Below are 16,551 nucleotides of genomic sequence, written 5' to 3'. Positions count from 1 at the left end.
CTGTTTAACTCTGCTATTTTATTTTATTCCAATCTTCGACGCCTACTTTTTTTGACCATTGTTGGTGTAATTCAATCAGGGATTCGAGCAGTTTTGGTTCTGATTTTGCTACGTTTTTTGTTTCCGTTCGATCTGTAGCAAGATTGTACAATTCCCAAGGCTGATTGTTTTCGGCTACTGCTTTCCACTGGCCTTTTCTTATTGCTTTACTGCCTTCATGTTCCCAAAACAAAGCTTCGTGTGCATTAGATTGTTGTCCTTCAAATTCCTTTTTTAAGCTGATTCCTTCTAAAGGTGTGAGACTTTTTCCTTGAAAAGCATCAGGATATTGAAAATGGGCATATTCCAGACATGTCGGGAAAATATCAATCACATGACTCACTCTATTACTTACTGTTCCAGCTTTAATATGCTTTGGGTAGTAAGCAATAAAAGGAGAAGCAATTCCGCCTTCATGAGTGTTCTTTTTGAATAGTTGAAAAGGCGTGTTACTCACATTTCCCCACGGACTTTCGTAACTATCAATTGATGCAGCTGATCCTGGTGTTCCATTTTTTTGTGTAACATAATTCCAGTTTTTTACATCATCGGCACTTCCGCCATTATCCGAAAGAAAAAGAATAAGTGTATTATCTTCTTCTCCCAACGCCTTGACTTTCTGCAGGATTTCTCCAATTCCGGCGTCCATTCTGTCTATCATGGCAGCGTAAATTGCCATTCGGGTATCCCATTTATCTTTTTCTTCGACACTTAGTTTTTCCCAATCGGATACTTTTTCAAAACGATTCGATAAGTCCCAGTTTTTATCAATGATTCCCAGTTCTTTTAATTTTTTAAAACGGCTTGCTCTCAATTTATCCCATCCTTTTAGGTATTTACCTTTGTATTTTGCAATATCTTCCGGCAATGCCTGAATGGGCCAATGTGGAGCATTATAAGCAACATACAGAAAAAAAGGTTTTTGCTGATTGTGCTGTTTTTCTAAAGAACTAATGGCGAAATTGGTAATTTCCTGAGTCAGGTAAGTAGAAGTATCCGTGCGGATAATTTCTTTATCTCCTTTCAAAAAAGTAACTTTTCTTCCGTCGTTATATAAAGGTTCCGAGTTAAAATAACTGCTCCCGTTGTTTTGTAATGTAAAAGAATCATCAAATCCTCTGTTAACCGCCCAGGCTGATGGCACTAAACCAACGTGCCATTTTCCTGAAACAATTGTACTGTAACCTGACTGTTTAAGTGCTTGTCCAATGGTAATGCAATGCTCATTTAAATATCCCTGATAAGCTTGAACTCCTTTGTCCTGAACCATATCTCCAACACCTGCCTGATGAGAATATAAACCCGTGAGCAATGAAGCGCGGGAAGGGCAGCAGCGGCCGGCATTATAAAACTGGTTTAGAATAAGCCCATTTTTAGCAAGTTTATCCAAGTTTGGCGTTTTAATTTCTGAGCCAAAAGCACCAATATCTGAGAAACCTAAATCATCCGCCAAAATGACGATGATGTTAGGCTGCTTTTTCTGTGCAAATAGCTGAAATTGTGCAACAACCAATAGGGCAAGGATGAACAGTTTTTTAATCATTTTATTAATAACCTGGATTTTGTGGCAATCCTACCGGATCAATATTTCTTTCGCTTTGCGGAATCGGATATAAATTGTTTCTTTCTGAAACTGAGTTTTTAGCCGTAACTTTTTTAACTTCAGTAACTAAAGTTCCCCAACGAACTAGGTCAAACCAGCGTTGTCCTTCCTGAACAAATTCTTTTTTACGTTCTTCCTGAATGGCAGCTCTAAAAGTGGTTTGGTTTAATCCAACTAAATCTACAGTTGCATCTGGTGTTGCAATTGGTTTTCCGTAAGCTCTTCTTCTTACTTGGTTAATCAATTCATAGGCTTCTGCAGTTGGCGCACCTTGCTCGTTTATGGCTTCCGCCAAAGACAATAAAATGTCTGCATAACGAATTAAAGGAAAATTGATCGCTACGTTTGATGGCGTTGCCAAATTGGTTAAATCCAAATATTTTTTGAAAATTGGCTTAGGAAAAGTATAAAGCGTTCCTGTAGTTGGGTTAAGTAATTGTTTAGCATAACTTACATCTCTGCGAGTATCTCCAGGTTGATAAATATCATAAAATAAAGCTACATCTGAAATAATATCAGCAGGTTCAGTTGCTGTAAATCCTGTAAAAGATGTTGCCTGAAAAGTACTTCCGCTAGATCCGTTTCCGGCTTGGTTTGGCTCAAACTGAACAGAGAAAATATGTTCCTTTCCGTTCTTTTTTGTTTTTGTAAAAATGTCCTGAAAGTTTTCGAACAAAGCATAACCGTATCCACCGTTAATTACTTCTCTTGCTTTTAAAATAGCATTTGGATAATCTTTTCTAGTTAAATATACTTTTGCCAAAATAGCTTTTGCAGCTCCAGAAGTAGCACGTCCGGCATCTGCAGCAGAATAAGTTGCAGGTAAACTTTCGGCAGCGGTTAAATCTGAAATAATTTGAGCATACACATTATCTACAGATTCTCTTCTTGATTTTAAACTTTCTAATTGAATAGAAGTTGGTTCGTGTAAAACAATTGGAACACCGCCCCAAATACGAACAGCCTGAAAATAAAGTAATCCACGGATAAACTTTGCTTCGTTGATTAATCTTGTTTTTACAATCTCAGATCCCGCAACTTTTGGGATATTATCAATAGAAACATTCGCTCTGTTGATACCTGCATAAATTTGTCTCCATGCCACTTGTACACGGTCATTTGTTGCATCATGTGTTAAACTGCTCATCGCTCTAACCTGCGGGTTTGTTGCAGAAACTCCTGCCGCAGCATAATCAGAACCCATATCTGTAAGGAAATAAAGGTTTCTTCCAAATAAACTCTGCTCTCCCGGATCAAGGCTTAAAGAAGCATAAACAGCAGTTACACTCGCAACAGCATCATCCTGAGTGATGAAGTATTTATCTTCGGTTACAAAAGAGGTTGGTGTTACCTCCAGGTCCGTGCACGATACAAATAGTCCGGCACTTAAAAGGAATGTTATTATAATCTTTTTCATTTTGATATATTTTTTTTACTTAGAAAGTTACGTTCAAGCCCGAGATGAATGTTTTTGAGTTTGGATAAGAACCAAAATCAATTCCCGGATATAAGTTGTTTTGTTCGTATGAACTTACCTCTGGATCATAACCAGTATATTTTGTCCATGTAATTAGGTTTTCTGCAGAAACATAGAATTTCACGCTTTTTGCTCCCAGTTTTTTAGAAGTGCTTTTAGGTAATGTATAACCAAGCGTGATTAATTTTAATCGTAAGAAAGAAGCATCTTCAACATAACGCTCAGAAACAATTCCTAACGGTGAACTTGTTGCTCTCGGAATTTCATTACTTGGATTTGTTGGTGTCCAGCGATCTTCTAACGTAACATTAGCATTTGTTCCAAGAGTTGAAATTTCTAACTGCTGGTTTAAAGCATTGAAGATTTTTCCGCCGTAAGAACCTTGAAAAGAGAAATTCAAATCAAAATCATTATAAGAAATAGTGTTGCTGAAACTTCCAACAAATTTTGGCTGAGATGAACCTAAATTTCCTTTGTCAAGAGCTGTAATTACACCGTCTCCGTTTGTGTCAACATATTTTCTGTCTCCCACTTTTGTGTTCGCTAAACTGTTGATTTTTGGCTGTGTATTAACCTCTTCCTGAGTTTGGAAAATTCCGTTTGTTCTGTATCCCCAAAAAGTTCCTAATGGTAATCCCACTTTTACGGTAACCGGCTGCTGTTGTAATAAAGAACCGTTTGGTACTACAGGAAAGAATTGATTAACTCCGTTTCCTATCGCAACCACTTTGTTTCTGTTAGCAGAGAAAACTACATTAGAGTTCCATGAGAAATTTTCTGTTTTAAGGTTTTCAGTTGTTAAACCAATCTCGATACCTTTATTTTCAACACCTCCAATATTTTGAAGAACACTTGCATATCCTGAAGTTAACGGCACCGGAACGCTGATTAACAAATCGTTTGTTTTTTTGTAATACACATCAAAAACAAAATTGATTTTTCTTTCTAATAATGATAAATCTAAACCAACGTTATATTGTGTCGTTTTTTCCCATTTCAAATCTGGATTTGCCAATCGGGTAGGAGCAAGTCCAGTGTATAATGTTCCTCCAAAAGAATAATTTACAGAACCCATTTGAGCTAAAGCCAGATAGTTCCCAATTTCCTGATTCCCTGTTGTTCCGGCCGTAAGCCTAAGTTTAGCTTCAGTAACACCTTTAATGTTGTTTGCAAACTCTTCATCAGTAATATTCCATGAGAAACCTGCTGAAGGGAAATAACCCCAAAGTGACTCTGAACCAAATCTTGAAGAACCATCCGCACGGGCAGAAAGTGTAAAGTTGTATTTTCCTTTATAAGAGTAGTTAACTCTTGCCAGCCATGATTTTAAAACACTTTCAAAAGCATCACTGCCCGGTTTTACCGCAACACCATCCTGAAGTGCATTATACGTATTGGCATCATTTACAAATGTATTAGCTCCAGCTGTAACGACTTCACCTTGTGTATATTGAAGTGTATAACCTCCTAAAGCTGAGAATTTATGGTTTTCACCGAAGTTAGTGTTATAGTTTAAAGTGTTTTCATTTAATACAGAACTTACTAATCTGTCTCCAACAGAAGCCGAACCTTTTGTTCCTGCACCATTTGATGTATTTGCAGGGGCATAATAGTTTTGTTTTGTATTGATAACGTCACCGCTTACAGCAACTTTAGCCGTCAGTTTTTTAGTGATTTTATATTCTCCAAATAAACTGGTTAGGATTCTGTTGATTTTAGTTTCGTTAATTGTATTTTCCAAATCATTAATAGGGTTTGGAACAAAACCGTTAACAGAAGTTGCATAAGGATTGTTAGTTACATTGTAACTTCCGTTTTCATTTCTAATAGGGACTACAGGAGCAGTTAACAAAACACTAACCAAAGGGTTTGGATTTCTTCCTCCGCTTCCGTTATTGGCTATACCATTAGAAAGTGAGTTACTGTAATTGGCATTAATACCAAATTTAAAGTTTTGAGAATAGTTTCTTTCGTAATTGATACGAAGAGAGATACGTCTAAAATCAGATCCCAGAACAGTACCTTCCTGATCAAAGTATCCTGCAGAAACCGCATATCTTGATCTTTCGTCCCCTCCAGAAAATGATAATTGATGGTTTTGAACCGGAGCCGCAGTTCTAAACGCTGCATCCTGCCAGTCGTAACTTCCGGAAGTTTTAAAAGCTTCGATCTGCGCTGCAGAAAAAGACGGAGCCTGACCAATACTTGCCTGAACATCATTTCGTAAACTAGCCCACTGGCTTGCATTCATTACATGAAGTCTTTTTGAAACATTTTGAAATCCAAAATAACCTTGGTATGAAATATTATCCTGCCCTTTTGTTCCTTTTTTAGTTGTAATAATAACAACTCCATTTGCACCACGTGAACCGTAAATTGCAGTTGCAGAAGCATCTTTTAAAACTTCGATTGATTCAATATCGGCTGGGTTTATAGTAGACAAAACGTTTAAACTCGCTCCGGCGTTAGATATTCCGGCAGAACTGTTATTATTGTCATTGTAAATTAAAATTCCGTCTACCACATATAAAGGCTCATTACCCGCTGTGATTGAGTTTCCTCCACGAATACGTACACTTGAAGACGCACCCGGACGACCAGAACTTTGTGTAACTACCACACCGGCAACAGCGCCTCGTAATAAGTTATCTGCTGATGAAGTTACTTGGGATAAGTTGGCTTTTGGAACAGAAGCTACAGAACCTGTAATGTCTTTTCTCTTTTGAGTTCCGTAACCCACAACAACTAATTCGTCCAGTTCTTGTCTTTCCTCTTTTAAATGAATCGTTACCGGATTTTTCTCTACAATAATTTCTAGTTTCTTATATCCTATATAACTTACGATTAGGGTATAAGGAAATTTCTGACCCGTTTGAAAATAAAATTTTCCTTCAGCATCTGTCTGTACACCGTGAGTTGTACCTTTAATCGTAACTGATGCACCTATAATTGGCTGATTTGTAATATCATCGACTACCGTTCCGTCGAGTTTAGATTGGATAAGCGGTGTTGTATTTTGTGCCTGAAATTGCAGGGATGTTAACAAAATTGTAACCCATAAAATGAGGTTTATATTTTTTTTCATTTCTTTGTAATGGTTTAAGTAATTAACAAGGCGCCCTGAGAGCTGAATTTTCAGCACTCTGATTGTGTCCTTGATTTAGTGATAAATGTTCTTTAAGCCTCGCCATTTCTGTTGCCGCAGAAATGGCTTTTTTTATTTACAGCAGCAGGTTTGCATTGTTTTCATTTTGGTTGTTTTTTAGTTGATTAATTATTTTCTTTTTAAAATATAGGTATATTCAAAAATCCTTTTGCTGCAGTTTTATGCATCAATTAGACAATTGTAATTCAATAAAAGTAATCTTGGTGGTGAAATTGAGATTTCGTTTTTTAGATTTAGAATTTAATCTAATAACGAACGGATTGCGTTGGTAATTAACAACAGAAGCACATATAACAACAATTGTTATAAGTATCATTTTTTGGAAGAATATAATACGATATGCTTTCGGTTGTTTTCAAAATATAGCTTTTTTGGTTTCGAATATTATTTTATAACTCTACTAATCCTATAGACAAAGTTAATTTTAATATAATAAAAACCAAAAGTTTAGTAAACTTTTTTTCAAAATGATACAGATAAAAGTATTGAATCAATTTGTTTTTGTTTTTAAAATATTGATTATCAGTATTTTGATTGTTTGTTTTTATTTCTGAAAATGTTAAAAATATTTTTCTGCGTAATAATAAATTGTAATATTTTTCATTTAATTTGCTAGTTTTTAATGTCTTAAATTACTTTTTAAGCATTTAAAAAACACTCAAAAATGTCTTGAAAAGCACTTCAATTCAAAAAATTAGAAAAATACTTCGGATTTATAAAAACTACTTTTAGAGTTTAAAAGATTAATAATTAATGTTTTAATAGGTTTTTTTCTTAATTTTAATATATCCATATAAAAACAGACTGAAATTTTATTCGCCAAAACATCGGAGTTATACACAATAAGTTTTTAATCATTAATTACTAAAAAGTATTTTCTATGGCAGATCTTTCACAATCACACCGCATTCTTTTTTTCAATACGTTAGCCTTTATGGTTTGTTTTGCCTGCTGGACGTTAAACGGCGTATTAGTTACTTTTTTAAACGACAGGGGAATTTTTGAATGGAGTGTCGTCGAGATAGGATGGCTGCTTGGGATTCCAATTTTAACGGGTTCAATTATGCGATTGCCAATGGGAATCCTAACCGATAAATTTGGCGGAAAACCCGTTTTTTCGTGCTTATTGATTTTATCTTCAATTCCGCTTTTTCTCTTACCATTTGCAGATAGTTTCTGGACATTTGCCATTTTAAGCTTTTTGTTCGGAATGGTGGGAACTAGTTTCGCAATTGGCGTAGGATACACTTCTATTTATTATCCAAAGGAATGGCAGGGAAGAGCTTTGGGAATTTTCGGAATGGGAAGTTCCGGTGCTGCACTCACCACATTTCTTGCCCCGACATTATTGACTAATTTTTCAGAAAACGATCCTGAGAATGGCTGGAAATGGCTTCCCGTAATTTACGGAAGTGCATTACTCTTAATGGGAATCGTATTTTTAATTTTCACAAAAAATAAAAAAATAGAAGCACAGTCTAAAACTGTCGGTCAATTATTAAAACCGCTCCAAAGTCCCAGAGTCTGGCGATTCGGATTATATTATTTTCTCGTTTTTGGTTCTTTTGTGGCCTTTTCACAATGGCTGCTTCCTAATTTTTTAAATGTATACCATACGACTTTAGTAATGGGCGGACTTTTTGCTGCTTTATTTAGTCTTCCGTCAGGCGTAATCAGAGCGTATGGTGGATTTTTATCGGATAGATTCGGTGCGCGAAAAGTAATGTATTGGGTTTTAAGTTCATCGGTTGTACTTAGCTTTTTATTAATGTTTCCCAAAATGGATATCACAACTTCAGGGTCAGGGCTTGTTGCTTCAAAAGCCGGAACGGTAACTAAAGTTTCAGAAAATGAAGTTGTTGCAGGAGGCAAAACTTATGAAATTGCGCAGGAAGATAAAAATGCGGTACACAATAAATATTTTCCATCTAAAAAATCATGGCAGGAAGTTGTTGTTGAACAAAATCAGCAGATTCAAAAGAAAGATTTATTGGCCGAAGGAATCACACAAATTCATTTTGAAGCCAATATGTGGGTCTATCTCGTTTTGGTAATTTTAATTGGTGCTGCATGGGGAATTGGCGCCGCTGCGGTTTACAAACACATTCCTGATTATTTCCCAAATGAAGTAGGTGTTATTGGCGGAATGGTTGGTCTTCTTGGCGGTCTCGGCGGATTTTTCGGACCAATCATTTTTGGTTATCTTTTAAGTTTTACGGGTTTCTGGACCAGTTCCTGGATGTTTATTTTAGCGATATCCTTAATTTGTTTGATTTGGATGCACCGCATTGTCGTAAATCTCATGAAAGAAAAATCACCGGAATATGCAAAAGATATGGATAGAAAAAATTAAAAAATTATAACTCAAAATTTACAAAAGCTTTTCTCTTACAAAAGGAGAAAAGCTTTTTTTATGTGAATAAATTTGGATGTTTATTTTCAGTGTTTTGAGTTATATTTCTATTAAAGATAAAAATATCTTTTTTGTATGATATATATCATTTTCTGTAAGAATGTATCGCTTTAATTTTGTTTTTGATAATTGAGGAACTATGCCTCATCAAGTCAAAATAGATTAAAGTTTTATGAGCAGTTTATCTCAATCCCACCGCATTTTATTTTTAAATACGCTCGCTTTTACGATATGTTTTGCCTGCTGGACATTAAACGGAGTTTTAGTAACCTATTTAACAGATAAAGGTATTTTCAATTTTACAGTAGTCCAAACCGGCTGGCTGTTAGGGATTCCAATTCTTTCCGGTTCAATTTTCCGGCTTCCAATAGGGATTTTAACAGACAAATACGGTGGTAAAATCGTTTTCTCAGTTTTACTTTTACTTTGTTCAATTCCACTTTTTTTACTGCCTTTTGCCAGTTCGTTTTTAAGTTTTGCCTTGCTGAGTTTTTTCTTCGGATTGGTAGGAACTAGTTTCGCAGTCGGAATTGGATATACTTCAATATGGTATCCAAAAGAATGGCAGGGAAGAGCTTTAGGAATCTTCGGAATGGGAAATACCGGAGCCGCAATTACCACTTTTATTGCACCAACTTTATTGAATTATTTATCTGAAAAAGATCCAATAAACGGCTGGAAAATGCTTCCCGTAATTTATGCCGTTACGTTGGTAATAATAGGAATTCTTTTTATTGTTTTTGCTAAAAATAAAACCAATCCCGGAGTTTCAAAAACATTCCCACAATTAATGTCTCCGCTTAAAAACGCCCGAGTTTGGCGTTTTGGAGCGTACTACTTTTTAGTCTTCGGTTTTTTTGTGGCGTATTCACAATGGCTTCTTCCCAATTTCATGAATGTGTACAGCACCACATTAGTTATGGGCGGAATGTTTGCAACGCTTTTTAGTTTACCATCTGGAGTTATCAGGGCTTTTGGCGGATATCTCTCAGATAAATTCGGAGCTCGTAAAGTCATGTATTGGGTTTTAGGATCATCAATAGCCATCAGTTTTTTATTGATGTTTCCGAAAATGGAGATCTACACCGCAGGCCCCGGCGTTTTGGCAATGAATAATGGAGTTGTAACAGAAGTTTCGGCAGATAAAATAATAGTAAACAACAAAACACATCAAATCAATACTAAGAAAGATTCAGACGTAAGTACCGAATCTGTTTTTCCAGTAAAAAAATCATGGCAGGAAATTGTTGTAAAGCAAAATCAGGAAGTCAAAAAGAAAGAATTATTGGCGAAAGGAATTACACAAATTAATTTCAGCGCCAATCTTTGGGTGTATCTGGTTTTGGTAATTCTAATTGGTATTTCATGGGGAATTGGAAAAGCCGCCGTCTATAAACACATTCCCGAATATTTTCCAAATGAAGTGGGAGTCGTTGGCGGAATGGTAGGTTTAATTGGCGGACTCGGCGGATTCTTTGGACCAATAATCTTTGGATATCTTCTCAACTACACAGGACTTTGGACGAGTTCATGGATATTCATTTTTATAGTTTCTGTGCTTTGTCTGCTATGGATGCACAGAACAATTATTAAAGCTTTGAGAAGCAAATCACCAGAATTTACAAGAGAAATAGAAGATAAATAATTTAAACATATACAAACAATGAAAACTTGGTTAGACAAATGGGAACCGGAAGATGAAGGATTTTGGAACTCTGGCGGAAGTAAAATTGCATGGAGAACATTAACAATAACAACATTTACATTAATATTATCATTCGCTTCTTGGTTTATGATGAGCGTAATAGCCGTTAAATTACCCGGCTTAGGATTTAATTTTTCAAAAGACCAGCTTTTTTGGCTAACCGCAATTCCCGGATTAGCGGCAGGATTGCTGCGAATAATTCACACTTTTATATTACCCATATTTGGAACACGTCACGTAGTTTCATTTGCAACAACAATTAAATTAATTCCCGTAATCGGAATTGGTTTTGCCGTTATGGATGTAAATACACCTTTTTGGGTATTTGCTGTTTTAGCATTTACAACAGGTTTCGGAGGAGGCGATTTTTCATCTTACATGCCAAGCACAAGCCTGTTTTTCCCAAAAAGATTAAAAGGAACAGCACTGGGAATTCAGGCCGGAATAGGGAATTTTGGTGTTTCGATTGCACAGTTTGTAACCCCGATTATTATAAGTGTTGGAATCTATGGCGCATCAACTGTATTTACAAGTATAGATTCTAAAGAAGCCGTAACTGTTTTTCAAAACACAGCAATAGAAAAACAAAAAGAAGTTTTTGCATCACTTGATACAGAAATTCAAACCAAAATACTTTCTAACGTAAAACAAAACGTAGTTGATTCTGTAAGTACAGCAGTACATTCTACAGATAAAACAATTGTTTTTACTTCATTGCCTGTAAAAGCAAAAGCCAAAGCAATTGCCAATGCAAATCCAAAAATGGCTGAAAAAATATTAAATCAAATCAGCCCGGAAAATTCAGCAGTTAAAAATACACCAATTTATTTACAGTCAGCGGCATTTTGGTTTGCACCATTTTTAATTCTTTTAGCCATTGTAAGCTGGTTTTATTTGAGAAGCATACCAATGAAAGCCTCAATTATAGAACAATTGGATATATTTTCAAATAAACACACTTGGTACTGCACCATAACTTATGTAATGACTTTTGGAACGTTTGCAGGACTTTCAGCGGCTTTCCCTTTAATGATTAAATTTTTATACGGAGATTTTCCAAACGCACCAGATCCATTAGTATATGCATTTTACGGCCCGCTAATTGGTTCAGCCAGCCGAATTGCTTTTGGTTTTGTAGCTGATAAAGTAGGCGGGGCGATATTAACTACTATAACAGGTTTAGGAATTTTGGCAGGAGCCGTAATTCTCGTAACACAAGGATTAGTAGCGCCAACAAGTATGGATCAGTTTCCTCTTTTTGTAGCTGTAATTCTGGGAATGTTCTTTTTTACCGGAATTGGAAATGCAGGAACTTTTAGACAATACCCAATTATTTTTGCCGAAAATCAGCGTCAGGCAGCAGGCGTAATAGGCTGGACAGCCGCAATTGCTGCATTTGGGCCCTTTATATTTTCTAAACTAATTGGAAATAATATTTCTGCTAATGGTACTGTAAATCAATTCTTTATTGGTGTTTGTTTTTTCACTATATTAGCTACAGGTATCAATTGGTGGTTCTACAATCGTAAAAATTGTGAGAAACCAAGTTAAAAAGTAATCATTAAATTAAAAATTAAGGATGAAAGATAAAACGTACAATACCAAAGCCTTACTTGTTGCAACACTAGTTTCTATACTTACAATCATACTAGTGTTTTACGGATCAAGACAATTACAAAATTTTGATGCAGCATTAGTTACTTATTTATTCGGAACCGTTTTTGCCTTCTTCGGAATCGTCTATCGATACACTGTTTGGCTGCAAAGACCTCCAACGTGGATGTATTTTAAAAGAAGTCTTAAATTTCTTTTTACCGGAAAAATAATTTCTCATTTATGGTTTCTGGGAAAAGAATCCGTACAAAATATTGTCGTACAAAAGTTTATATATCCAAGAAGCAAGTGGCGATGGTTTGCCCATTTTTGCATTGCTATCGGATGTTTATCGGCTTTTGCCATAACAATTCCGCTTACATTTGGATGGATTCACTTTACATTGGCACCAAATTCCATTTCCATTTACGAAGCACATTTCTTCGGATTTAAAATGATGGATTTTCAAATAAACTCATTTTTGGCTTTTCTTATTTTTCATGCTTTAAACTGGTCTTCATGGTTAGTAATTATAGGTTCTGTTTATTATTTAAGAAGAAGGTTAACCAATCCCGGATTAATTGCAACCCAAACTTTTGAAGGCGATTTATTGCCATTGATTTTATTAATCGCCATTTCAGTTACCGGATTATGTCTAACATATTCCTATCAGTTCATGAAAGGTTTTGCATATGATTTCTTAGCCGTAATTCATGCCGTAACGGTAATCATGTTTTTGATCTGGATTCCGTTTGGGAAATTCTTTCATATCATTCAGCGTCCGGCACAAATTGGCGCACATATTTACAAGAAGGAAGGAATCAAACAAGGAATGGCAGTTTGCCCGCATACCGGAGAAGAATTTGCAACCCAGCTTCATATCAATGATTTAAAAATCGTAACCAAAGAACTAGGTTTTGATTTCACCCACGAAGACGGAACTTCTCACCTCGATTTAAGCCCCGAAGGAAAAAGATCCCGCTTAGCACAAGCACACTTAAAAGCCAGACTAGAAGGCGGAAATTTATTTGGATAGAAAAATAGTTTCAAGTTTTAGGTTTCAAGTTTCAAGTTTTGCACAGAACGTGAAACGTGAAGCCTAAAACAAAGTAAACAAAATTATAAAAGTTTCAAGTTTGAGGTTTCTTCCGAAGCCTCGGGATCAAGTTCCGGACAGAACCTGAAACCTGAAACTTGAAACAAAACAAACAAAAATTAGACATGGCAAAACTACCCGTATCAACTGAGAAAATAATCGAAGCATTTGGACCACATCTAAACTATGCGCCTGTAGATGGTTATGACGGACGAGATGAACCAGATGACGTCGTAAAAACGCATTGTTGTTTTTGCGGAATGCAGTGTGGAATTCAGTTATTAGTAAAAGAAAATAAAGTAGTAGGTTTTGAACCGTGGATGGAATTTCCTTTTAATGAAGGGCGTTTGTGTCCAAAAGGGGTTCAAAGATATCTTCAAAATAATCACCCGGATAGACTTTTACATCCAATACAAAGAGTAGAAGGAAAAGGTTTTGAAAAAGTTTCATGGAATGATGCGATGGATAAAACCATTTCTGAAATAAAACGTATTCAGGAAAAATACGGAAAACATGCATTCTCGATGTTATCTGGAGTTTCATTAACTAATGAAAAAAGTTATTTAGTTGGAAAATTTGCCCGTGTTGCTTTAAAAACAAGAAACCTAGATTACAACGGAAGACTTTGTATGGTAAGCGCCGGAGCCGGAAATAAAAAAGCATTTGGTTTAGACCGAGCTTCAAATAATTATTCGGACTTAGAATATGCCGAAGTTATCATTGTAACTGGAGCAAACATTAGCGAAACTTTCCCAACCCTAACACATTGGATTTGGAAAGCCAGAGATCGCGGAGCAAAATTAATTGTAATTGATCCAAGAATGATTCCGCTGGCAAGAACTGCCGATATTCATCTGGATGTAAAACCCGGAACAGATTCTGCTTTATACGGCGCAATGCTGAAATATTTAGTAGATCATGATATGCTGGATCACGATTTTATTGATAATTATACATCAGGATTTCAGGAAACAATTGATGCTGTAAAAGATTATACTTTAGAATGGGCAGAAGAAGTTACCGGAATTGACAAAGAAAAAATAAAAGCCGCTGCCGAATTATGGGGAAAAGCAAAAACAAGCTTTTTATTACATGCAAGAGGAATCGAACATCACTCAAAAGGTGTTGATAATGTTTTAGGCTGTATCAATCTTGTTTTGGCAACAGGAAGAATTGGAAAACCTTATTGCGGTTACGGAACTATCACCGGTCAAGGAAATGGTCAGGGCGGAAGAGAACACGGTCATAAATGCGACCAGTTGCCCGGAAACAGAGATATTGAAAATCCGGAACACAGAAAATATATATCTGAAGTTTGGGGAATCGACGAAAAAGATTTACCTGGAAAAGGTCTTACCGCTTATGAAATTATAGAAGCCATTCACAGAGACGAAATCAAAGGATTAATTTCAATTTGTTTCAATCCGTTGGTTTCACTCCCAAACAATAATTATGTACGTTCTGCATTAGAAAAACTAGAGTTTTACGTTTGTATTGATTTCTTTTTAAATGAAACAGCAAGACACGCTGATATTGTTTTGGCAGGATCTTTACAGGAAGAAGAAGAAGGAACAACAACTTCTGCTGAAGGAAGAGTAATCAGAATCAGACAAGCGGTTACGCCTCCGGGAGAAGCCAGAACCGATACTTCAATTTTATTAGAAATTGCCAAAAGACTGGGCGAAGAAGATAAATTCACTTACGATAATAGCGAACAAATCTTCAACGAATTGCGTGTCGCTTCAAAAGGCGGAACTGCAGATTATTTCGGAATTACTTATAAAAAAGTAGAAGATAATATGGGCATTTTTTGGCCTTGTCCAACCGAAGATCATCCGGGAACGCCAAGACTTTGGGAAGATAAAAAGTTTAAAACGCCAGACGGAAAAGCACATTTTAATCCCGCGCCTTATAAACTTCCGGGCGAAGTTACCGATGAAGAATACCCAATAACTTTAACAACGGGACGCGTTGTTTCACAATATTTAAGCGGAACACAAACACGCCGAATTGGAAAACTAGTAGATCAGTTTCCGGAACCAATGTTAGAAATTCATCCAGAATTAGCTGCAAAATATGGAATCAAACAAAGAGAATTAGTAAGAGTAGCAACAAGAAGAGGCGAAGGGACTTTCCCTGCCAATATTGTAGAAACCATTAGAAAAGATACCGTTTTTATTCCGTATCACTGGCCGGGACACAAATCTGCCAATCAATTAACACCGGGAACTTTAGATCCAATTTCTAAAATTCCAGAGTTTAAAGTCTGCGCCTGTTTATTAGATCCGCAGGGGAAAATAGCACCGCCAGCCAAAGAATCTGAAGCGTATGCAAGTGTTTAATCTATAAAAAAATGAAGTTATGAATTTGACCAATTTTAATACAAACGAAGAGTTTTTTGTAGATATGCAGCGCTGCATTGGCTGCAAAGCCTGCGAAATGGCCTGCGCCGAATGTGAAACCAACGGCCAGCAAACTTTAATAAGCGTAAATTATGTAGATCGTGCTTCGACAATCCAGACAACAGTTCAGGTTTGTATGCATTGCGAAGATCCGGTTTGTGCCAATGTCTGTCCGGCAGATGCAATTTCGCAAGACGAATTTGGTATAGTGCATACAGCAAATACCGAAAGATGTATAGGATGTTCAAACTGCGTAATGGCTTGTCCTTTTGGTGTACCTAAAAAAGTTGAAGAATACGATTTAATGATGAAATGCACGATGTGTTACGACAGAACTAGTGTAGGTAAAAAACCAATGTGCGCTACAGTTTGTCCAAGCGGAGCATTGTTTTACGGAACAAGAGAACAAATTGAAGAAATGAGACCGAATAGTACGCCAGTCAACAACTTTATTTTTGGACAGGAAAAAGTCAAAACAAAAGTCAATATCATGATGCCAAAAGGCAGTACAGAATTAAGAATTTATTAAACCAGAATCATGTCAAAAGAAGATAATTTAAATCAAAACTGGAAAAAAGATTTCCCAATAAAAAAACAGGAATCAACTCAGGTCAGCCGACGCGATTTTGCTAAATTCCTGACTTTTGTTTCCGGCGGATTAATGGTAGGAAGCGGATTTGTAACCGCAAAAGCTTTTTTATTGCCAAAAGAAGAAGTACAAGGCGAACATTTTATCTGTAATAAAGAAGATGTTCCAGTGGGCGGAACTCGTGGTTTTGTTTTAGAAGGAAGTACAATTCCGTATATATTAATTCACTTAGAAAGCGGTGAATTTAGAGCTTACGAGCAAAAATGTACGCATCTTTCGTGTTCCGTATTTTATAAACCCGGAACCGGAATCATTCATTGTCCTTGTCATGAAGGTTCTTTTGATGCTATGACAGGTGATGTAATTGCAGGTCCGCCGCCAAGAGCTTTACCACAGTTAGAAGTGCTATTTAAAGAAAATGCTGTTTTTGTAAAAGCAATGATAGAGAAAAAAGACAGTTAGACTGTA

Annotated in this window: 10 protein-coding genes; 7 read left to right on the top strand and 3 right to left on the bottom strand. The window is 36.2% G+C overall.

The window, feature by feature from the left end; all coding sequences use genetic code 11:
* Positions 1-13: 13 nt before the first annotated feature.
* Genes J2Y38_RS01350 through J2Y38_RS01340 form a run of 3 tightly spaced genes read right to left on the bottom strand, consistent with a single transcriptional unit; the run spans position 14 to position 6,204 of the window.
* On the bottom strand, positions 14-1,582 hold the full coding sequence (locus J2Y38_RS01350) for an arylsulfatase (protein WP_309838870.1): 1,569 nt from the start codon (positions 1,580-1,582) through the stop codon (positions 14-16).
* Between the two features lie 4 nt (positions 1,583-1,586).
* A complete protein-coding gene (locus J2Y38_RS01345; protein WP_309838868.1) occupies positions 1,587-3,059 on the bottom strand; it encodes a RagB/SusD family nutrient uptake outer membrane protein in 1,473 nt (490 codons plus the stop codon).
* Between the two features lie 19 nt (positions 3,060-3,078).
* Positions 3,079-6,204, bottom strand: a complete 3,126-nt coding sequence (locus J2Y38_RS01340) for a TonB-dependent receptor (RefSeq protein ID WP_309838866.1) — start codon at positions 6,202-6,204, stop codon at positions 3,079-3,081.
* Between the two features lie 961 nt (positions 6,205-7,165).
* On the opposite strand from J2Y38_RS01340, the gene J2Y38_RS01335 reads away from it, so the two are divergent.
* The 7 genes from J2Y38_RS01335 to J2Y38_RS01305 all read left to right on the top strand — a co-directional run bounded on the left by J2Y38_RS01335 (position 7,166) and on the right by J2Y38_RS01305 (position 16,545).
* The gene (locus J2Y38_RS01335) at positions 7,166-8,638 is read left to right on the top strand and encodes an MFS transporter (protein WP_309838863.1); all 1,473 of its coding nucleotides are present in this window, start codon (positions 7,166-7,168) and stop codon (positions 8,636-8,638) included.
* Positions 8,639-8,870: 232 nt separating this feature from the next.
* Entirely contained in the window at positions 8,871-10,343 is a 1,473-nt protein-coding gene (locus J2Y38_RS01330) for an MFS transporter (protein WP_309838861.1), read from the top strand.
* A gap of 18 nt (positions 10,344-10,361) precedes the next feature.
* Positions 10,362-11,954: a magnesium transporter MgtE N-terminal domain-containing protein gene (locus J2Y38_RS01325; RefSeq protein ID WP_309838859.1), complete on the top strand. Its 1,593-nt coding sequence runs from the start codon at positions 10,362-10,364 to the stop codon at positions 11,952-11,954.
* A 28-nt stretch (positions 11,955-11,982) separates the two neighbouring features.
* Positions 11,983-13,032 (top strand): MFS transporter, encoded by a 1,050-nt coding sequence (locus J2Y38_RS01320; protein WP_309838857.1) that lies wholly within the window; start codon positions 11,983-11,985, stop codon positions 13,030-13,032.
* A 185-nt stretch (positions 13,033-13,217) separates the two neighbouring features.
* Positions 13,218-15,434: a molybdopterin oxidoreductase family protein gene (locus J2Y38_RS01315; RefSeq protein ID WP_309838855.1), complete on the top strand. Its 2,217-nt coding sequence runs from the start codon at positions 13,218-13,220 to the stop codon at positions 15,432-15,434.
* A 19-nt stretch (positions 15,435-15,453) separates the two neighbouring features.
* Complete coding sequence (locus J2Y38_RS01310; protein ID WP_309838853.1) at positions 15,454-16,023, top strand: 4Fe-4S dicluster domain-containing protein; 570 nt, start codon at positions 15,454-15,456, stop codon at positions 16,021-16,023.
* Positions 16,024-16,032: 9 nt separating this feature from the next.
* Positions 16,033-16,545 (top strand): Rieske (2Fe-2S) protein, encoded by a 513-nt coding sequence (locus J2Y38_RS01305; protein ID WP_309838851.1) that lies wholly within the window; start codon positions 16,033-16,035, stop codon positions 16,543-16,545.
* Positions 16,546-16,551: the final 6 nt, after the last annotated feature.

This window comes from Flavobacterium sp. 2755, assembly GCF_031455715.1.
Classification (GTDB): domain Bacteria; phylum Bacteroidota; class Bacteroidia; order Flavobacteriales; family Flavobacteriaceae; genus Flavobacterium.
This window is presented reverse-complemented; position numbering and strand designations above follow the sequence as displayed.